14 protein-coding genes are annotated in these 21684 nt (G+C 37.8%); 13 read left to right on the top strand and 1 reads right to left on the bottom strand.

The window, feature by feature from the left end; translation table 11 throughout:
• The first annotated feature begins 61 nt into the window (after positions 1 to 61).
• The 13 genes from QYB95_RS04045 to QYB95_RS03985 all read left to right on the top strand — a co-directional run bounded on the left by QYB95_RS04045 (position 62) and on the right by QYB95_RS03985 (position 20297).
• Positions 62 to 424, top strand: coding sequence for a potassium channel family protein (locus QYB95_RS04045; protein WP_301136852.1), 363 nt, complete (start codon positions 62 to 64; stop codon positions 422 to 424).
• Positions 425 to 566: 142 nt separating this feature from the next.
• On the top strand, positions 567 to 2123 hold the full coding sequence (locus tag QYB95_RS04040; RefSeq protein ID WP_301136851.1) for a glycosyl hydrolase family 18 protein: 1557 nt from the start codon (positions 567 to 569) through the stop codon (positions 2121 to 2123).
• Positions 2124 to 2226: 103 nt separating this feature from the next.
• Positions 2227 to 2685 (top strand): hypothetical protein, encoded by a 459-nt coding sequence (locus tag QYB95_RS04035; protein ID WP_301136850.1) that lies wholly within the window; start codon positions 2227 to 2229, stop codon positions 2683 to 2685.
• Between the two features lie 624 nt (positions 2686 to 3309).
• The gene (rlmD, locus tag QYB95_RS04030; protein ID WP_301136849.1) at positions 3310 to 4710 is read left to right on the top strand and encodes a 23S rRNA (uracil(1939)-C(5))-methyltransferase RlmD; all 1401 of its coding nucleotides are present in this window, start codon (positions 3310 to 3312) and stop codon (positions 4708 to 4710) included.
• Positions 4711 to 5496: 786 nt separating this feature from the next.
• Complete coding sequence (locus tag QYB95_RS04025) at positions 5497 to 6546, top strand: DUF7973 family transport facilitator (protein WP_301136848.1); 1050 nt, start codon at positions 5497 to 5499, stop codon at positions 6544 to 6546.
• A gap of 97 nt (positions 6547 to 6643) precedes the next feature.
• A complete protein-coding gene (glpK, locus tag QYB95_RS04020) occupies positions 6644 to 8182 on the top strand; it encodes a glycerol kinase GlpK (RefSeq protein WP_301136847.1) in 1539 nt (512 codons plus the stop codon).
• Positions 8183 to 8205: 23 nt separating this feature from the next.
• On the top strand, positions 8206 to 8796 hold the full coding sequence (locus tag QYB95_RS04015; protein ID WP_301136846.1) for a glycerol-3-phosphate responsive antiterminator: 591 nt from the start codon (positions 8206 to 8208) through the stop codon (positions 8794 to 8796).
• Positions 8797 to 8933: 137 nt separating this feature from the next.
• Positions 8934 to 10658, top strand: coding sequence for a glycerol-3-phosphate dehydrogenase/oxidase (locus QYB95_RS04010; RefSeq protein WP_301136845.1), 1725 nt, complete (start codon positions 8934 to 8936; stop codon positions 10656 to 10658).
• Positions 10659 to 10844: 186 nt separating this feature from the next.
• Complete coding sequence (locus tag QYB95_RS04005; RefSeq protein ID WP_301136844.1) at positions 10845 to 12629, top strand: thiamine pyrophosphate-binding protein; 1785 nt, start codon at positions 10845 to 10847, stop codon at positions 12627 to 12629.
• A gap of 1218 nt (positions 12630 to 13847) precedes the next feature.
• On the top strand, positions 13848 to 14678 hold the full coding sequence (locus tag QYB95_RS04000) for a response regulator (RefSeq protein ID WP_301136843.1): 831 nt from the start codon (positions 13848 to 13850) through the stop codon (positions 14676 to 14678).
• Positions 14675 to 15724: a hypothetical protein gene (locus QYB95_RS03995; RefSeq protein WP_301136842.1), complete on the top strand. Its 1050-nt coding sequence runs from the start codon at positions 14675 to 14677 to the stop codon at positions 15722 to 15724. The genes QYB95_RS04000 and QYB95_RS03995 overlap by 4 nt, the downstream gene beginning before the upstream one ends.
• A complete protein-coding gene (locus QYB95_RS03990) occupies positions 15712 to 17133 on the top strand; it encodes a glycosyltransferase family 2 protein (protein WP_301136841.1) in 1422 nt (473 codons plus the stop codon). Before QYB95_RS03995 ends, QYB95_RS03990 begins: the two co-directional genes overlap by 13 nt.
• 2 nt (positions 17134 to 17135) lie before the next feature.
• Positions 17136 to 20297, top strand: coding sequence for a hypothetical protein (locus QYB95_RS03985; RefSeq protein WP_301136840.1), 3162 nt, complete (start codon positions 17136 to 17138; stop codon positions 20295 to 20297).
• Positions 20298 to 20419: 122 nt separating this feature from the next.
• Here QYB95_RS03985 and QYB95_RS03980 read toward each other — a convergent pair whose 3' ends face one another.
• Positions 20420 to 21637 (bottom strand): MFS transporter, encoded by a 1218-nt coding sequence (locus QYB95_RS03980; RefSeq protein WP_301136839.1) that lies wholly within the window; start codon positions 21635 to 21637, stop codon positions 20420 to 20422.
• Positions 21638 to 21684: the final 47 nt, after the last annotated feature.

Here is a 21684-nt window from a genome sequence, read left to right as displayed (position 1 = left end):
GCTTATCGAAGTCCAATGATACAATAATGACGAATAGTTATAGCATTAAAGGAGAAATTACATGTTATCAGTCATCCTAAGTTTTAAGAGATTATTAAAAGCTCTCTACCATGCAGTAAAAGAACCCCAATTTATAAGTATCCTAACAACGGTTGCTCTCATCGTGCTATCTGGTACATTGTTCTACTCGAAATTCGAAGGGTGGGCGAAAATAGACGCCTTCTATTTCGCTGTGGTCAGTCTTATCCCTACAGGAGTAGACACGAATCTCGTTCCTTCTACAACAGGTACAAAATTATTTACGGTACTTTACTTAATTATAGGCACTGGTCTAATGCTTGCTTTACTCGTCAATCTCGGTAGGGCAATGATTAAAGAAGATAAGCCGGAAAAAGAGATGGAAGTTCCCAAAAAAGTAAAATAACATTTGAAGAATAAGTGAAAAATTTAGAAGTCTCAAGGATATTTGAGGCTTCTTTTTTACGTTGGAAATCGATTTTTAGACCAACTAAAATATACATGATTTATTCGATAGTCCAACATACTATTTATTAGGTGGTGGACTTATGTCGTATATTTTTGAAGCAGCAGAACTGAAAACAGAAAACGGTGAACTACAAATTGTTTTACATATAAAGGGACCTAGAAATTCCGCTAATACAGAATTAGGATCGGAATTTAATTTCGATAAACTAAATACACTAAAAAACCATGCGATAAACTTTGTTAAAAAGACCTTCCCGAATTTAAAGGTAGCTTCAATAGTTGTTGTATCAGGAACACTCCTGTTAACAAGTTTTCCGATCGAGAAAACAGCGGCTCACGAAGCCAATTTTAATATGAGTTATCTCTACTTCGGAAATACACAATCATATATTAGTCAAGTAGACTCGACCCAGGGGAATTTGAATCTTGTTTCACCAAGTTATCTTGATCTTAACACTGATGGTTCTTTAAAAGTAACTTCCCAATTCGACACCAAGTTCGTGACTGAGATGCATAGGCGCGATATTAAAGTTGTACCTTTTTTAAGTAATCATTGGGACAGGACACTTGGTCGTACCGCTTTAGCGAATCGAGAAGAATTATCTACTCAGATTGCGGAATTTATAATAAAAAACAATTTAGATGGTTTGCAGGTCGATATCGAAAATACAAGTGAAATTGACCGGGAAGCTTATACAGACCTTGTAAGGCTACTACGTGAGAAATTACCGGCAGAAAAAGAAGTGTCTGTAGCAGTTCCTGCGAATCCGAACGGGTGGACGAAGGGTTGGCACGGATCCTATGACTACGGAGGGTTGGCGAAATATGCAAGCTATTTAATGATTATGGCGTATGACGAATCCTATACTGGTGGTCCAGAGGGTCCGGTTGCAAGCACCGGATGGGTGGATCGTTCTATTCAATATGCCCTGAATCAAGGTGTTCCGGGAAACAAAATCGTACTGGGTGTTCCTTTTTATGGCCGTTACTGGAAAGAAGGTGCACCTGCAAGTGAGGGAGGGGCAGGAATATCCAATACAAAAGTAGAAGAAATGTTAGTTCGATATAGTGGAACCGTCGAATTTAATGAGGAATCAAAATCACCTAAAGCAACAATTACCATTAAAAGCAACGATCCCACAACAATGATAGCCGGAAAAACTCTGGCACCTGGAACATATCATATTTGGTATGAGAATAATGAATCCATTAGAGAAAAATTGCGGCTTGTTCATAAATACAACATTAAGGGGACTGGTAGTTGGAGCTTGGGACAAGAAAATATTACTATGTGGCAATTTTATCGAACATGGATGTCTCATGAGGGAGTGGAAATAGCGCCAAAGGATCCATCACAATTTGAAGGGCAGACAGGTTTATTGTCTCCGATACCATCTATTCCTTACATAGTGCAACCAGGTGATGCATTATGGAAGATTGCTGCTGCTCAGAATATGACTGTAGATGAGATAAAGGTCTTGAATGGCTTAACATCAGATAATCTTAATATTGGGCAAATCCTTAAAATTAGTAGCCGGGTACCCAACTTGTTAACTTCCACTCTACAATCTACAACTCGAGAAGGAACTGCAAAAACTCCTTTTACAGATGGTAGTTCCCATTCTACTGAAGGATAACAAAATAAGTGCGGCGTTGCATATTTTGCATCCCTTTATCGCGAGTATGAATATTGGTCCACTATTCCAAATCCAGGTAAGTCGGAACATAGGAGTTAAACAAATGAAAAAGGTACTGGCAAGTTTATTGAGCGGGATTTTCTTTTTAGCAATCTATACAACTGCCTTTGCAGCGGAAAATCGCCCAACCATTCTATATTTTGGGGTAGAAGCTGTTGTGAACGAAGGTTTGGAAGGGGAATATATCGTTAAAACAAAAGGGGGACAAACCGAAGAAGGGTTTGTTTTTACTCCGCCGAAACCCTTCACAAACGAAAATCTTAAATTCCTGATTACTATAAAAGGAAAAGGGATTGTCATCCTGAAAGTAGAAGAAACGAACGCTAGAGGCCAATATATAAAAGAGGGAAAGCTAGAGATTGAATTAACACCAGAGTGGACTACCCATGAAATGACTTTTACGCTAGAAAGTCCTTCTTCTCAAGTCGATACTTCCGTCCTTACAAAGAATAAAGAAAAAGCGGAATTTTCATTTAAGAATCTTCAAGTAATTGAGGAGTAGGGTTATATGAGTAAACAGGCTGAGAAGCAATGATACCTTCTCAGCTTGTTTTTATTTTCCCAGGGGCCATTTGATAGCTTATTTTTTTGCTATAAAGAGTAATCCCAATAGCGAAAATTTATAGTTTCTTAGATAAGGATTAAACTGAAGATGAACCCTGAACATTAAGACGATTTCAAACTGTAGGGAAGCCGGGGCTATTACGACGTTTCAGGGTGAAACCAACTTCAAACGGTAGAGGAGCTCTCGTTATTACGGATTCAAGAAGAAGGCTGCATCAAACGGTTGCAAAGCAAACCACAATACGATTTCCTTGAAGAGATAATCGGACAACAAAAAGATTTGAACATGAACGCATTTACAGTGGTGGCAAACCAAAAAACGCCCATCCTGAAATTCCAATCTTCTCCATATTCCCACACTTTATTAGAATCATCGCTGGATCCAAATCAGTAGTAGAATCCAATCAACATATCTTGTTAATATCTACATAAAATATATACTTTCTCTTTTGGTGCATTCTCCTATATACTATTATAATGTGTGTAAATTAGGTAGCCATCTTGTTAATCCAAAAAATTATAATTTCTTGAGATAAGAATGTTTCAAAAGGAGGAAAATGATTTGACAATTACTACAGGAGAATCATTAGTTGTTGATATTAGTAAATTAGATGAAAAAGGTTCTGGTCGAGCGATCATCTGGCGCGAAAATGAACTAGGAAATCCTAAAAAGCTTCGTTTAACAATTCCACAGGTTTTACCAGGCGAAAAAGTAAGAGTAACGGTTGATAAGCCGGAACGAAGAAGAAGAAAAGCTTTACTGGATGAAATCTTGGAGACGAATCCAGAGCGCATTGCGCCGCCATGTCCGCATTTTGATCTTTGTGGGGGATGTGTATGGCAGCACTGGGATTACCAAGGTCAATTAAAACATAAGACAAACCACGTAAAACAGGCAATCGAGGAACAAGGTTTTGATCCGAACTTAGTAAAAGATACAATTGGCATGGACAATCAATGGCACTATCGCAATAAAATGGAGTTTACATTTGCTCCGGATGGTTCATTAGGTTTACATGAGCAAGGGAATTTCAGAAAAATCATTTCACTGGAATCTTGCTTAATCGCTGGGAAAGAAATGGTTCAAGCAGCCATGGAAGTAGCGGATTGGGTAAAAACACATCAATTGCCTGGTTATAACAAGGATGCACATGAAGGCTTACTGCGACATTTAATGGTAAGACAATCTTTTGCTACAGGTGAAATCATGTTGGCACTCTTTGCTACCGAAGCTCCGGAAGCAAACTTAAAAGCTGCGGCAAATGATTTAACTAACCGTATTACTGTAAAGTTCCCGCAAGTAAAAAGCTTGATGTGGCTTGAAAATACAGATTGGGCAGACCGAACGCAATCGGAAAAAAGCCATACGTTGGCTGGACGGGACTTTATCTATGATGAAATGGATGGTTACCGATTCCGCCTGTGGTTTGATACATTCTTCCAAACCAACCCGGTGCAAGCTCAAAAGTTGGTTGATCTAGCTGTAGAAATGGGCCAACCAAAGAAATCTGATAAAATGATTGACCTTTTCTGTGGAGTAGGGACTTTCTCATTACCATTTGCAAGCAGAGTGGGTGAACTTGCTGGTATTGAAATCGTCGAATCTTCGATTGAATCGGCTAAGCGCAACGCAGCCGATAACGGCATTGACAATACCTATTTCTTAGCAAAAGACGCAAGAAACGGAATCGACGAGGTTCTGGAAACTTTCGGTACACCAAACCTGCTGCTTCTTGATCCTCCTCGTTCAGGTGCAGGCGGAAAAGTAATGAGAAAAATCGGTCGTTCAAAACCAGAACGCATTGTCTATGTATCATGTAATCCAGATACGTTCGCAACAGACATCAAAGAGTTGGAACAATTCGGCTATGTCTTAAAAATTGTGCAGCCAGTCGATTTATTCCCTCATACGGTCCACGTTGAATGTGTTGCAGAGTTGACTTTGGAAGATACAACAAAATAGAATATTGAACCAAAGCTCGAGTACGTTTAGTTTATTCCACTCAGACTGTAGGTTAAAACTCGAAATATTGAGTTTTACTACAGTCTTTTTTTCTAGACACTATTATTTAATTTGAAATAAGTAAGTTGATTTTCGTGTCAGTGGATGCTTTTGATACGTTGGACAAGTCCCCCAAGTCTATGCTCCTGCGGGGTATTGAGCGACACTCATATCGCGCAGAGTCGCCACTCTACACTACAATTAATTAATTTCTAATTAAAATTTCAACCGTTTAATAATTTTTTTAACCCTAATAGAAAGAAACACTGTAGTCTTTACAGGTTAATTGCGACCATATTGTATAAATAAGATTATTGTAGGTATTGGTTTTTTACTATCATGGAATAAAGGATAGAAAGCAGGTCCTAACACACTTCACTGATTCTAATTATTAGTAATTTGATATTATTTTTTGAATTTTTAAAAAATTATTTACATCTATTTTAGAAGCTGATATTATTAATATAACAAGTTAAAAATTGAATGAAATGGGTTAGAGATTAAGAGAAACCCGTCCAACATTCATTTCATGCAGATCATAAGGATGGTCTGTCATGGGGTGTTGTTTGGGCGGGTTTTTCTTTTAGGAGGGGGTAGATATAAAAGTTTTTTTTGTTTATTTTACTAGTAATTCTGATTCCTATAAATGCAGCAGCGACTCTTTAGATTAGCTATTATCTGTACACTAAAAATGTAAGCGCTTTAAGGGTTGGGGAAGAAATAACTATTTCTTAGGGGGAGTATAGAATGGATGTACTGTTGATGCTTTTTTTAACATTTTGCGGTGGAGCATTTGGAGCAATGATAGGTGGTCTAGCTTCATTTGTCTTATGTGGGGTGACTTTGCTGCTTGGAATGATGTTGGCAATGTCAGGAGGACAGTTTGATTTTATTGGCTCTGTTGCATTCGGTGTCGTATTTGGACCCCATATTTCATTTGTAGGTGGTGTTGCTGCAGCAGCATTTGCAAAAAAGATGGGTTATTTAGAATCTGGTAAAGATATTTCAACAGGTTTACTTAGTCTAAAAAATCTAAATATCATTATGGTGGGGGGACTGTTCGGAACTCTTGGTTACCTTGTTAACTCAGGAATAGCGAGCTTTGCGGGAAATGCACTTGATACAGTAGCTTTAACAGTTTTCATCATGGCTCTATTAAGTAAATTTTTATTTGATGCAAATCTAAGTTTAAGAGGGTTATTTGGGACTGTGTCGAAAGAAACAGAGAATGCAGGCGGCAGATTTAGTTTCCATTCTGAAGGAGTTTGGTTAGCTTTTATGAAAACTCCCGCTGAAAAAGTATTTGTAGCGATTGTAGCGGGTGGATTGTCTGCATATGTTACGCAACTATTACTTCAAAATCCTGCTACTGAATCAGTAGCAGTGTTATTTGGATTTGGGATATCGGCAACCTCATTACTGTTTTTACAATTTGGAATTAATATCCCTGTAACGCACCACATTACACTTGTTTCTGCCTATGCAGTTGCTGCTAGTGGCGGAAATATATATTGGGGGATTGTTGGGGCAATTATTGCAGCATTTTTATCTGATGCATTAGCTAAAGTCTTCCACGTATATGGAGATAGTCACGTAGATCCTCCTGCAATGGGAATTATGATAGGGTCATTTCTTTTTATAACAATTTTCCCATTAGCAGGCATATCAGGAGAAACAAATGTTCTACCAATCTTGATTATTACAATAGCAATTGCTTATAGCATAGTTCAGGGTTTAAGAAATAAAGAAGTTAAAAATCTAATGAAGGTACCCGAAGCACCTAAATCTGTAAATTAGATGTTGTTCTTTTAGATAATTGAGTTAGATAGATGTCTGATAGGTTGATATTGTGAGTTGTTCAAAAAAATTCACCATTTAATAAGGAGGAATTTTGATGGAAAAAGGGTTTGTTATGGCGTTGGATGCAGGTACTACAGGAGTCCGTACAATTATATTCAATAAAAATAGTGAAATTGTTGGGGTAAGCGCAAAGGAATTTAAACAGATATATCCTAATCCAGGCTGGATTGAGCATGATCCAATGGAAATTTTGAAATGTCAACTCGAAACTATTCAAGGTGCAATTGATAATAGCGGAGTTTCAATTAACGAAATTGTCTCGATCGGTATTACAAACCAGAGAGAAACTACCGTGATATGGGAAAAACAAACTGGAAAGCCTGTTTATAATGCGATTGTTTGGTCATCACGTCAATCAGCGTCCTATATAGAAAAATGGACGGAAAAGGGACTAAATGATGTTATTCGTCAAAAAACGGGCCTAATTAATGATCCATATTTTTCTGCATCAAAAATAGCTTGGATTTTGGACAATGTTCCAAATGCAAGAGATCGTGCTAATAAAGGTGACCTATTGTTTGGCACGATTGATACATGGCTGATTTGGAATTTAACGAAGGGAAATTCCCATACTACCGATTATTCAAATGCTGCCAGAACCATGCTATTTAATATTTTGACATTAGAATGGGATATGGAATTATGTCATGAATTTACTATTCCGATGAATCTGTTGCCGGAAGTAAAACATTCTAATGGTGATTTTGGAGTTACTGACAGCTCCATCTTAGGTGCAAGTATACCTATTCGTGGGAATGCAGGCGATCAGCAAGCGGCATTATTCGGTCAGGCTTGTTTTAAACCGGGGATGGCCAAAAAGACATTTGGTACTGCTGGAGTATTTGTCATGAATACCGGGCAAACTCCCTATTATTTAGATGGTCTAACTACAACCATTGCATGGGGTTTGGATAATAAAATAACATATGCATTGGAAGGCGTCGTATTTTCGTGCGGTTCTACTATTCAGTGGCTACGTGATGGAGCGAAAATGATTCATGGTTCAAGCGACAGTGAATGGTATGCTGATCAGATTGAAGATACAGGAGGCGTGTATCTAGTACCAGCATTTTCAGGACTCTCTGCCCCTGATTGGGATATGTATGCCAGAGGAATCATTGTAGGAATTACTGCGGGAACCACTCATCAGCACTTAATCCGTGCAGGTATTGAGGCAATGGCCTTCCAAACAAAGGATATACTGAATTGTGTTTTAGAGAATAAGGAAGTAGCGATACCCGAGCTTAGAATTGATGGGGGAGCTGTGAAGAATAATCTCTTGTGTCAATTCCAGGCCGATATACTAGGAATCCCTGTTGTACGTCCTACAGTTACCGAAATGACTGCATTAGGAGCTGCATATTTAGCTGGACTAGGAGTTGGATATTGGAAGGATACAGATGAAATCGAGAAAAATTGGAAGATTGAAAAGGTTTTCAAGCCTTCGATGTCGAAAGAAAAACAAAGAAAGCATTATCAAGGCTGGAAAGCCGCTGTTAATTTAACCAAAGGATGGACGAAGAAGTTAGAGGTAGAAGAGGAGGAGACAGCAGTAAACGCAGTTGGATTATAGAGTTCAATTTAGGAGGCTAATAGATGAAGGAAAAGACACTTCGTTCATTAAGGGAATGCTGTATTGTAAAATCTATAAGGGATTTAGATGACTTGCCACTTGCCTTGAATACTCCAAACGAATTTATTTTTCTACAAACCGGGAATTTATCAACCATAGTAGATGTAACGACTGAAGCCAAAAAACATGGAAAGTATGTAATCCTTCATTTTGACTTGATAGATGGGATCAGCAAAGATGTTCATGGATTACAATGGTTGGTTGAGAATGCCAAGATGGATGCAATTTCAACGACTAGGACATCCTTAATCCGTAATATTAAATCTTTTGGAATATTAGCAGCACAACAAATGTTTCTGCTTGATAATCACTCGATTACCACTGGTTTAAATCTTGTAGAAAAGTGTAAACCAGATTTTATGGTCGTTATGCCAGGATTGATGCCAACAGTGGTTGAAAAGATTACGTCAAATCTAAAATGTCCTTTAATCGTAGGGGGACTTATTAATGAATGCTCACAGGCGATAAGTGTTCTTGATGCAGGGGCTACAGCTGTAGCAACAAGTGAGAAGAAGTTATGGGAATATGATTTTAAACAGCAATATGCGTATTAACTCCAACTTTTATCCATAAAAATAAATAGATATAAATTGCGTGTCAGAGACGAAGAGAGACCGCAACAAATCGTGGATTAAGCTATTTAATCTCACCATTTGTTGCAGTCTTTTCTATTTTATAAGGAGTGAACGATATGGGTCATCCATTTTCAGCATTTTATAGGGAAGAAATTTTACAAGAGATATGTAATCAGAAATTTGACCTCATTGTAATAGGTGGTGGAATTACAGGATGTGGAATTGCATTAGACGCGGCAACTCGTGGTCTTAGAACAGTTGTATTTGAAATGCAGGACTTTGCTTCGGGCACTTCTAGTAGGTCTTCGAAGCTGATTCATGGAGGATTACGATATTTAAAACAATTTGAAGTGAAAATGGTATCCGAGGTAGGGAAAGAACGTAAAATTGTCTATGAAAACGGACCACATGTTACGATTCCCGAAAGAATGATTCTGCCGATATATAAGGGCGCTACTTATGGGAAATTTATGACTTCAATAGGGTTGCGGCTCTATGATTATCTTGCAGGAGTAGTTGGAAGTGAAAGGAAGAAAATGCTAAACGAAAAAGAGACTTTAGAAAGAGAACCACTTCTGAAGGATAAGGGATTAGTCGGGGCTGGTGATTATGTTGAATATAGAACGGACGATGCGAGGCTAACTATGGAAGTTATCAAACAAGCAACCCATTACGGAGCTACAGCCTTAAATTATACCAAAGTAGACAGTTTCATTTATGAGAATGGGAAAATAGTGGGTGTTCAAATCATCAATCAAATTAGTGGAAAGAAATATAAAGTTTTTGGAGATGTGGTTGTGAATGCATGCGGACCTTGGGTTGACCTTTTACGAGAAAAAGATCAATCCAAAAAAGGAAAAAAAATACAACATACAAAAGGGGTTCATCTTGTTATTGACCATAAACATTTCCCTTTAAAGCAATCTATTTATTTTGACACTCCTGATGGAAGGATGCTATTAGCAATTCCAAGGGATGGCAAAACCTATATTGGCACGACAGATACAAAATATGAAGCAGCTTTAGAGAACCCTAAAATGACAAAAGAGGATATTGAATATATCTTAAATGCAATGAACGAAATGTTCCCAAGCATTAATTTAGTAAACGAGCATATTGAGTCGAGCTGGGTAGGAATCCGTCCATTAATCTATGAAGAGGCAAAAGGGATGTCTGAAATTTCCAGGAAAGATGAAATTTGGCATTCCGATTCTGGTTTAATTACTATTGCGGGGGGGAAATTAACCGGATATCGTAAAATGGCCGAATTGGCAGTCAATGACGTGATATTTAAATTAAAAGAGATCAATCCGAACGCTTCTTATCAAGCTTGCATAACAAAAAAACTTCCTATTTCGGGCGGTGTTGTAGGTGGGTCAAAAGGTTTTTCTGAATTTAAGATTGAAATGATAAAGAAAGGAATAGAACTAGGACTTGCTGAAAAACAGGCAGCTATGCTTGTGAATCGGTATGGATCCAATATTGATAAGCTATTTAGCAAAATGGAGGACCATGCTGATCATTCAAGCGGATATAAATTTCCAATCTTTTTAAAAGCAATGCTTCAATATGGCATAGAAGAGGAGATGGTTGTGAAACCGACAGACTTTTTTATTAGGCGCACCGGTTATTTGTTGTTTGATATTGAGTTTGTTAGGAAATATAAGGATGCCGTAATCGCTTACATGGGAGATGTATTTAATTGGAGTTCTCAAACTAAACAAGGTTACGAAGATGATTTAAATGAACTGATTCATGATTCCGTATATCCAAATATTGCTATGAAACAAAATATAGATTTAAAAATAGAAGCATGGGATGAACAATTAAAAATCAATTGACAATCTGATGGTTGAAGTATATTATTAGATTATACTATTAATACTGAAAATTCTAAATATTATTAAGAGTCGGTCAGAGACTAAGAGAGACCAATCTTAATGCACTTAAACTCATAGCTAGTTATGTGTTTAATTTGTATTAAGGTTGGTCTTTTCGTATTCAGAAAGAGAGAGGAGATTTTTTAAATGAAACACACAGGTCATGCAGTAGCAAAAATGTTAAAGGATTTTGGAGTAGAATTTATTTTTGGAATGCCAGGTTTACAAAATTACTCATTATACGATGGAATTCAAGCTCTTGGACCCGAGCTTCGTCATATTCTTGTAAGAGATGAACGAAGTGCGGGTTTTGCAGCAGATGCATATGCACGACTTACTGGTAAAGTAGGAGTTTGTGATGCATTTGCGGGGCCTGGATCGACCAAGTTTTTAGATGCATTGGGTGAAGCTTTGAATAATAGTATTCCTCTTGTCGCCATTGTTGGGGATGCCCCAAGGGATTTAGAAGCTTTAAAAGAATTAGGGGTCGTCTCTCAGGGGATTGATCAAGCAGGTTATCTAAAACCAGTCACCAAAGCGGTTTACACTGTTCCAACACAAGTTGCTCTTCCACATTTAATAAGATCTGCTTTCCGTACAGCTACATCCAATCGCCCTGGACCTGTTGCTATTATTATCCCACAAGATATCATTGATTCTCCTTGGGAGGGAGGGGATGAGGCATTGGCGGTAGATTCTAACTATCAGTCCGTGCCACCTCATCGAATACGACCTGCTGGGAAAGAGTTGGAGGAGGCTGTTGAGTTAATTACAGCGAGCGAGAAGCCAGTTATTATTGCGGGGGGAGGAGTTATGTTATCAAAAGCCGAAGTTGCCCTTGCTGAGTTCGCCCATAAAATAAATGCCTCCGTAGTAACAAGTTTAACGGGAAAAGGAGCCTTTTCCGATGAAGATCCTTTAAGTGCAGGCGTACTTTGTCCGTTAGGTCCTGCTTCAGCAGAAGATATTACTCGTAGTGCAGACTGTGTCATTATGGTTGGAACAAAATGTTCTCAAAATACAACATTAAATTGGTCCATTCCAAGTAAAGAGCAAGTTACGATTCATATCGATATTGATTCATGTCAGCTAGGAAGGACCTTCCGTCCTACAAAAAGCCTTCAAGGAGATGCAACTGCAACGCTTGAAGCATTAACTGAATTTCTTCCAACTCAACCCGAAAGAAATGCGTGGTTAAAACAAATTAAGGAAATTATAGAAAAGGAAAAAGAAACGAAACAGAATGTATTATCTACTGAAGAGGGTGTGATTAAACCTCAAGCTGTTATGACAGAATTGGCCAAATTAATTCAGCCTAAAGATATCGTCATATCTGATGCCTCTTTTTCAGCAGGATGGATTTCCACGTATCTTCCATGTAAAGAACCAGGTAGGAAATTTCTATTTGCCCGAGGACTTGGTAGTATGGGATATGCACTTCCAGCTTCGATTGGAGCATCATGCATAAGGGAACCTGGTTCTCGGATAATCACGGTAAATGGGGATGCAAGTTTTTGTTTTGGTATTAGTGAATTAGCAACTTTAAGTCATCTTAACTTAAAGGCAACACATATAATTTTAAATAATGGTTCTTTAGGTTGGGTAAAATATATTCAAAAAATGCATTATGGAAGCCGTTTTATGTCATCTGATGTTCCGAATATTGACTTTGCTACTGTTGCTAAGGGATTTGGTTGTATTGGAATAACAGTAAATAATCTAGAGGATTTGCCTCAAGCACTTGAGAGAGCGCTGGATTCTGATGTTCCAGCGGTATTAGATATTCAATGCGCTCTATGGGAGACCCCGATTCGTAGCTATGAAAATAAGGTGAAGAATGAAAACTTCAAGGATGAACCACCTGGTGCGAAGTATACAATGAAACCTTGGTTTAAAAGTCCAAATAAATATCTTAAATATACGAATAATTAAGGTTCGTGTTAAAGGGAAATATTAGGATAATTCATTATTCATAAGGAATCATTTAAAGCCCTCGGACTATGTGAACGAGGGCTTTTTTGCCTATTTAGTAGTTAATGATACTCCCAGTGCTAATGCTGTATAAGAGTTTAAATCCTGGTTTTTATATCGTTCTAAATCCTATATATAATATTTAAATGGAAATAAGCGAGACAGCTGCAGTCAATATTTACAAATTTTTTTGCTTCTAAATTAAGGTGACGGGTAAACAAGTATCTTTACATGTATATCGTTTTCTAATGTTTAACTGAAGTAGCGACTAGTGATCGACACATGTAGAGTGTTTATGAGTTGACTTTAGAAGTGTAACCCAATAATTTTCACTGATAATTAATAGAGATTTCGGTTTAAAAGTGAGTTTTTTAAAATAACAATAGCGATTTTCGGTTTTGAAACAATAATATACCGGGTTGTTCCAAAACGAATCGGGGTTTTTTATAATTCACTAGAAAATTAATAGAATTTTAATAGTTATAAGTTATACTATCTAAATTCTAAAACCAATACATAGGAAAGAAGTTCTATATAATTAAACGTACCAATACTTACGTTTTGCCACATTTATTTCGCACAAGTAGAATGTGTTGCAGAGTTAACCTTAGTAGAAATAAAAACAATCTCATTAAATTTTAGAAATTCTAAGCTCGAATGCGATTTTCGTATTCGAGTTTTTATATTTTAAGAAATTAAGCCTTACAAATAAGCAAACATGATTTTAATTATTATAAATATATTCCAAAAAAAAGGGTAAGTAGATATGTAATGCTTTGATAATTAGTTTTTGAAAATCTACAGTTACTATTCTAGAAGAGTGACTGATGGAATCACACTGGCAAGGAGAACAAATACTAAATGAACAAGCGATATGAGGTTGTTTCAGTGGTCCTAATAGTTGATTTACAAGAATATCAGAGAGAATGAATCTGAAAAATGAACTGTAAAACATAGTTAGAAAGTAACTTGAAGAATCATATAAATTCTTCACTAAGCTAATTCTTAATAACTGATTAGTAATATATTTAAGATTATTTGTGTATTTTGATAGATTACTAAAGCAAAAAAATTTCCATTCATCTATAAATTCATAGAAAGACGATTACCAATATTTAAGCATTCTGTAAGAGCTGATGTTATAGTATGAATGATAGAAGAGAAAGGAAGGTGATCACAGTGGTGAAAACTGCGTCTCTATTCAACGTGGAAGAAATACGGCCTTTTTTTGAGCTAAGTAAAGCATCAATTCGTCGTTCACGTCAACCCTTCACAATTTTAATCTTAAAACTACATGTAGAAATCGATGCTTCGTCTCGCACAGCATTAGTTCAATTTTTGGCAAAGCAGATTCGGCTAACCGATATTCTATTTCATATTGATGAGCAAAATGCTTTAGGACTGTTGCTGACAGAAAGTGGGGCAAGTGAAGCATCTGCTTTACTAAATAGACTTGAGGAACGAAAGCCTATTCCTGATACACCAGTGACTTCCTGTATTATAGAAATTCGAAATGAATCGGTGGAACTTCATCAAGTCTTAAAACTTGGGATAGGGGCTATTCAGGAAGAAGGACTTCATCGAATTCATGATTTTGAAGAACAGAAAACAGAGGAAATAAAAGTCAGTATTGTTGAGGAGAACTCCATGTTTCGGAGAGTGTTGGCAACAACAATTGAATCCATTCATGTCAAGGGTATCGAGTTGAAGGTTCAATTATTCGAAGATGGACAGGCTTTTTTGGAATCCGATTGGCTCAAATCCGCCCATACTCATATCGTCATCATGAATGATGTCTTACCTAGACGAAACGGTATAGATATTTTGAATACAATCCGGCAAATGCCTAATCAGCAGAAATTTTTTGTCTTTATGATGACCAATAATAAATCGGAAGAAGAGATGATTCTATCATTTGACAGAGGAGCGGATGGTATTTTTATAAAACCATTTAACATTCGGTTATTTGAAGCCCAAATCAAGCGAACTTGCAAGAGGTTATGGCGATGATTAATACAATCTGGTTGATGCTATGGTTAATAGCTATAAATATTTGTTGTTTTATCTTGCTGGGCTTGCATCTTTTAAGGAAACACTACCAAGAATCAAAGTTTAACAATCGCAAGGAACTTTATAAGGAAAGGACCGAGTCATCCTGGCGTGACTACTTTCTAAATGATGGTCCACTACCAGTGTCTTCAATACCTTTACGAAAAGAAGAAATTGAAGGGTATGAAGAGCTATCCTATATATACGTATACAGTGTGACCAGTGAATCAACTTCTCAAAAGCTTCACCTCATAGCGAAAAAGTATTTAGGAAACCACTATGAAAAATTACTTAATAGTAAAAGGAAGGGTCCTAGATTAAAGGCACTTGCGAGAATTGAGGATTACGGAAATATCGAGATTCTCAAAGAAGGTAATGGGGCTGACAAGAAAACAAAAACAAAAGAAGAACTTCTTTTACTGCTTTCAATATACTCCAAATATGATGAAACAACTTTCAGGGAGCTTTTCTTAAAATATGAGTCGAGTATAACTGAATATGAATGCAGAAAAATGTTTAATCATTTATCCAAGCATGCTTTAACATCCTTGATCTCTCAATTTCCAGGCCTTGAATCGCATAGCAGATATGCCCTGATTGATACTTTATCGATAAAAAGGGAGTTTGAATATATCCCTTTCCTTAAAGGCCTGGTAAACGACAATGATCGTGAAGTGCGTATACGCGGTGCAAAAGCACTGTATACAATGGGTATTGGTGATGAGGAAGTTTGTTTTAAACTTGCTGATTCACAAAGCTGGGAAGAAAAGTTTATGGCTGCCAAGCTAGCACAATATACCAATTTTAATAGAGTCAAAGATATACTCTTTCAATTGCTGGAGGACAGAGAGTGGAAGGTAAGGGAACAGGCTGCAAGAACAATTGCCCGACATAGAGATGCTGGGTTCTGGGTCGAAAAATATATCGAATCCTCATCTGATCAATATGCAGTTGGAATTTTGCGAGAAATAATGGAAAGAGAAGGTAGTGGATCATGGACTGGATAATAGATGCTCTTATGCAGTTTTTTGGTAAATTCATTATTATATATGTCTTTTTTGCTATTCTTGTTTATGGCGCAATGCTATTCCTGGCCGTCGGGCACATAAGAAAGCAATACTCAATAAAAAAAATGAGAATCGAAGAAGAATATATGGATTCGTTCCAGACAAAACCGGTCTCCATTTTAGTTCCGGCTTTTAATGAAGAATTAGGAATTATTAATAGTGTCCATTCCCTTTTATCCCTTCAATACCCGGATAAGGAGATTATTGTGATTAATGACGGTTCTACCGATGATACGGAAGGGCAGCTAATTCGCTATTTTCAAATGAAACAGGTCGAAAAAATATTTAAAGAAAGTATATCGACCAAACCCATAAAAAGCATCTATCAATCAACAATACATCCATCTTTATGGCTCATCAACAAAGAAAACGGTGGGAAGGCAGATTCTTTAAACGCAGGAATAAATGTGACAAGATACCCTTACTTTTGTTCCATAGACGGGGATTCGCTTTTGGAGCCCTCAGCTCTTCAGCGAGTGATGAGACCGATTGTTCAATCGGATGGGAAAGTAATAGCCGCCGGAGGAAATATACGAATCGCCAATGGCTTACATATTTCGATGGGCTCTATTGTAAAAATGTCGGTCTCGGATCGTCCGCTTGTTGTGATGCAAATTGTTGAATACTTGCGTGCATTTCTGATGGGAAGAATTGCTTTCAGCCGTTTAAATATCATGCTGATTATTTCCGGTGCATTTAGTGTGTTTTCGAAAGAATGGGCTATTAAAGTTGGCGGATACTCGGTGAATACAATTGGTGAAGATATGGAAATAGTGGTCAAGCTTCACCGGAAAATAAGGGAAGAAAAAGCAAACAAGCGAATTGAATTTGTTCCGGAACCGGTTTGTTGGACAGAAGTTCCACAGTCAATCGAAGTATTAAGAAGCCAGAGAAGAAGATGGCATCAAGGGCTGATTGAAAGTTTGTGGAAGCACCGTTCCATGACGCTTAATCCGAAATACGGTGCAATCGGCATGATATCCTTTCCTTATTTTTGGCTAATTGAATGCCTCGGTCCGGTTATCGAACTGGGTGGGCTGATCTATATTGGATTTTCGTTGCTATTTAGTGAAGTGCACACGGACTTTGCAATTCTAGCTTTACTTTTATTTATCTTCTATGGTGCAATTTTATCAGTAATGACTCTCCTGCTGGAGGCGTGGAGCATGAAACGATATCCTCCGGTGCGTGACATGATGCGTATTGCTGCTTTATCTATGACTGAACTTTTCTGGTACCGTCCAATGACACTATTTTGGAGATGTGAAGGTATCTATCGCTTTATGAGACGCAAAAGCGAATGGGGACGCATGAAACGAATTGGCATCTCAGATAAGGAGTCGAGCTAGCAATGAAAAAAATTTATATTGGAATAAGTGTATTCCTGTTTCTTCTAGTAGGACCCGTTCTTATTTGGTTTCTTGATAATGGTAATGAGTTATCCGTGGCAATTATTGATAAAACAGTCCCGCAAAATGATTATCGGGAACACTCGGGGATTACCTGGCTGTTAAATCATGAAAAAATCAAAAAAGATGATTCTGACTATGAGTTTAACAAAGATTACTATGGTTACAATCCAGTAAAAGATCAACCAGTTGGCTCTTTACCGGACAATTACAACGACTACGATGTAATTTATTTAGCTGATACGTACGGCGTTTACGAAGATGATTTATTGAATGAGAATGAAGTCCAGGGCACAAGATCGGAAAAAATCTATGGCGGTTTGGAACAAGAAGAATGGAACGCCATAGCCCAACGTCTATCCTCGGATGAAAAGAGTCTTCTGATTGCTGAATATAATACTTTTGCATCACCTACTTATAGCGAAGTAAGGGAATCTGTCACCAATTATTTAGGCCTAAATTGGGATGGATGGATAGGAAGATACTTCTCCGACCTTAGCTTATCAAGCATTGAACTTCCTCAGTGGGTGAAAGAGGAATACGGTGAAAACTGGTCGTATAAGGGGGCAGGTTTTTTGCTTGTAAATGATTTGACTTCCCAAGTAGAAGTACTCGAACTAAACAAGCATGTGAAAGACGAAGGGATCCAGCTAGCTTTTACAGAACAGGGACAGCAAAAATTTGATTTGATGGATAGTCCAGAGTATAGCTATTGGTTTGATATTGTGACTCCGACAAATGGGGCGGTGGCATTGGCTAACTATAAATGGTCTTTGACGAACGAAGGGCAAGAGAAGCTAAAGAATCTGGGTATACCAGAACAATTTGCTGCAGTAGTTGAACAATCTCACGACCAATCAAAGAGCTACTATTTTGCAGGAGATTACAATGATGTAAACAATTTACCGCCTTTCTACCAGGTAAAAAGCTTGCCGACGGTGTATAAATTCCTTAAACAGAATGATGAAACAGCATTTTATTGGTCCGTATACTTTCCAATGATGAAGAAACTCCTGGATGGCTATGAAGCGATGGATTCAGCTGCGCCAACAAAGGGGCAAGAGCAAGGACTGCAATATACCTCAAGGATCAAAGAAAATAAAATAGAGGTAAAAATTGAAGGAAAGTGGCAGCCGATTACCATTAAAGGGATTAACCTTGGAATGGGTAAACCAGGTGCTTTTCCAGGTGAAGCTGCGATTACTGAAGACGAATACTATCGTTGGTTCGAATCCATAGCCGATATGAATGCAAACATGATTCGTGTTTATACCATTCATCCTCCTGGATTCTATAATGCGTTGAAACGGTTTAATGAATCCAGTGATCAAAAGTTGTATATCTTGCATGGAACATGGATCAATGAGGAAGGACTTGAAGAAACCCTGGATGCTTATGATGAAGAGACACTAAAAGATTTCCAGCACGAGATCCAATCAGTTGTGGATATTATACATGGAAATGCAACCTTGGAGGAAAGGGCTGGACACGCGTCCGGAGTTTATAATGCAGATGTATCCGAGTATATTGCAGGCTGGATTATTGGTATTGAGTGGTATCCTCATATGGTTCAGGGAACAAACGAAAAACATCAAGGAATAAGTGATTATAACGGAGAATTTGTTTATACAAAAGACGCCCCACCATTCGAGCATTGGATGGCCGAGCAGATGGATTATATGTTGAATTATGAATTCAATCGTTATGGCTGGATCAGACCAATCAGCTTTACCAATTGGGTAACAACGGATTTACTTGAACATCCGTCCGAGCCGGATAGAGATGAGGACCTGGTCAGTATTAATCCGAACGTCATTTACCTAAAGGGAGAAGCAGAAAAAACGGGGCAGTTTGCTTCCTATCACGCATACCCATATTATCCGGACTTCTTGAATTACGATCAAAAATTATTAAATTATGTGGACCATAGAGGCAATAAAAACAGTTACGCTGGTTATTTGTCTGCCCTGCACGAAGCACACCGCCTACCAGTTCTAATAGCGGAATTTGGAATTCCTTCTTCACGAGGGCTAACTCATGAAAATCCTTATGGCTGGAATCAAGGGTTTATGAGTGAAAATGACCAAGGTGAGGCGCTGAAAAGCTTGTTTGAGGATATTTTAGCGGAAAATTTGATGGGAGGCTTAATCTTTACATGGCAAGATGAATGGTTCAAGCGAACGTGGAATACGTTGGACTATGATAACCCGGACCGCCGTCCATATTGGTCGAACGCCCAGACTAATGAACAGCAATTTGGTTTACTAAGTTTTGACCGATTCAAGATTAAAGTGGACGGAGATGCAAACGATTGGGATTCAGAACCGCTATATGAAGAAGATACAGCTCTTTCAGTAGATTTTGATGAGAAATATCTCTATCTAAAAATAGAAGGCGAAGGAATAAAAGAGAATACACCCCATATCCTTTTTGATGTAATGGCTGATCAAGGAAATACTAAAATTGAGAAATGGGGAAATCTTGCGCTTAATAACGGTGTTGATTTCATGGCAACGGTTAGCCGGAATGAAGCAGATTCCCGAATTTTGATAGATCCTTATTATGATCTATTTACTTTTATGTATGGACAGCAGGGTCTAAACATGTTGAAACCGGCGCCGCCGCTTCCAACCAAAAACAGTGGGAAGTTTCGTCAAATTAACTATGTGCTTAGCAGTGAGCTTGAAATTCCAAATACAGGAGAGCTTATCCCTCTTAGCACATATGAGGCAGGGAAACTTCGAGAAGGAAATGGTAATCCTGAGTCAGAAAAGTATGATTCACTTGCAGATTATATGTGGGCGGAGGATCTACTGGAGTTGCGCATCCCATGGCTCCTTTTACAAGCTAGAGATCCAAGTCAAAGGGAATTTATCGGTGATTTGCAAAATGATGGCATGTCAGCGTCTGTAAAAGTTCGGAATATTTCTATAGGTGTTGTATTTGAAAATGATGGGGAAATCACAGGAAGCATACCAGGTATGAGTGATAGACAATTGTCTCTTCTTCCTTATAGCTGGGACACATGGAATGAGCCAGAATACAGTGAACGACTGAAAGAATCCTACTATATCATGCAGGAAGCATTCGAAAAAGTGAAATAATGGTGTTAGTGTTGTATATTAACCATGTTTTAAACCTTGCTTAATTGTATACGATAGAAAAAGCCTGTTACTTATTGTAAAGATTACCATAAGTAATAGGCTTTCGTTTTTTGCATCTATTATTAGATTGCGTGCTGGTCTTGCTTTTGGATGGACTGCTTGGCTTGTGGTCGATGATGGAACAAATAATATAAGACAACCGACATAAAGGTAATTATGCCTGCGATAGCATACATCGTGCTGTAATTTATGAAGGAAGCGATGAGTCCCATAAAGTAGGAACCTACGCCATAGCCCAAATCAAAAAACAATAGGAAAGTGGCCGTTGCAATTCCTCTTCTGTGAATCGGGGAAAGCTTAACAGTCAGTGCTTGGAAACATGAAAATAAAGCTCCGTATCCAATTCCCATAAGCAATGCGGAAAACAAAACCATCTTACCGGAATGTGATTGGCTTAAAGTGAGTAAACCGACGCCAAACAGTAAAATAGAAGGATAATATAAATAATGTTCTTTATATTTATCAAATGCTTTACCGACGATTGGACGAAACACGACAATCATCAAGGCAAACACAACAAAAAATAGACTTGCCACTTGAGTTTGATTGATTTCGGCAGTAAAAGAGGCCAAAAATCCAGATAACGAGCTATAAGAAAAAGCAAGTAAAAATGCCAGTAATGCAATTGGTAGAGCTTTTAGTTCAATAAAATCACTGAAATGCATTTTCTTTTTAGTTGGCTTTGTAGTTCGAACGATTTCAGCAGTATTCTGTTTTTGTTGCGATGCTTTTAATGCAATGGCAAACAGGAGGGAGAGTATTGAAATAATACATGCAGATAACAGTAATACAGTGATGTTTTTATCTTGCCATAAAAAAAGCCCAAATGCGGGTCCAATAACCATTGCAAGGCTCATAAACATACTGAAATATCCAACGCCCTCGCCTTGTCTCGAAATAGGGATAAGTGAGGATGCAATCGTGTTTGTTGCTGTTGAAGCAAGTGCATAGCCCATGCCGTGAATGAAGCGGATAACCAAGAATAGTACGATTCCCATTGCCCCAAAGTAACTGATAGATGCGATCAGGAAAATGCCTAGACCCACCAAAGCCATCTTCTTATTTCCGAAGCGATCAACCCATTGTCCGGAGAAAGGCCTTATAAGTACGATTCCCAGAGAATAGATGGTAATGGCCAATCCCATCTGTTGGGCATTCCCGTTTAATATGTCTTTTACATATAAGGGGAAGGCTGTTGCAAGGATATAAAAGTTTAGGGATACAAAAAAATTGCTTAAACACACAAAAATAAAATCTTTAGTCCATATTTTCTCTCTCATTTTACTTCTTCTCTTCTTTCCTTTAAAAAATCCTGTCCATTGTAGAA

This window comes from Ureibacillus aquaedulcis (assembly GCF_030418165.1).
In the GTDB taxonomy this organism is placed as follows: Bacteria; Bacillota; Bacilli; order Bacillales_A; family Planococcaceae; genus Ureibacillus; species Ureibacillus aquaedulcis.
Note: the sequence above shows the minus strand (reverse complement) of the source record. Positions and strands in the feature narration are given on the sequence as shown.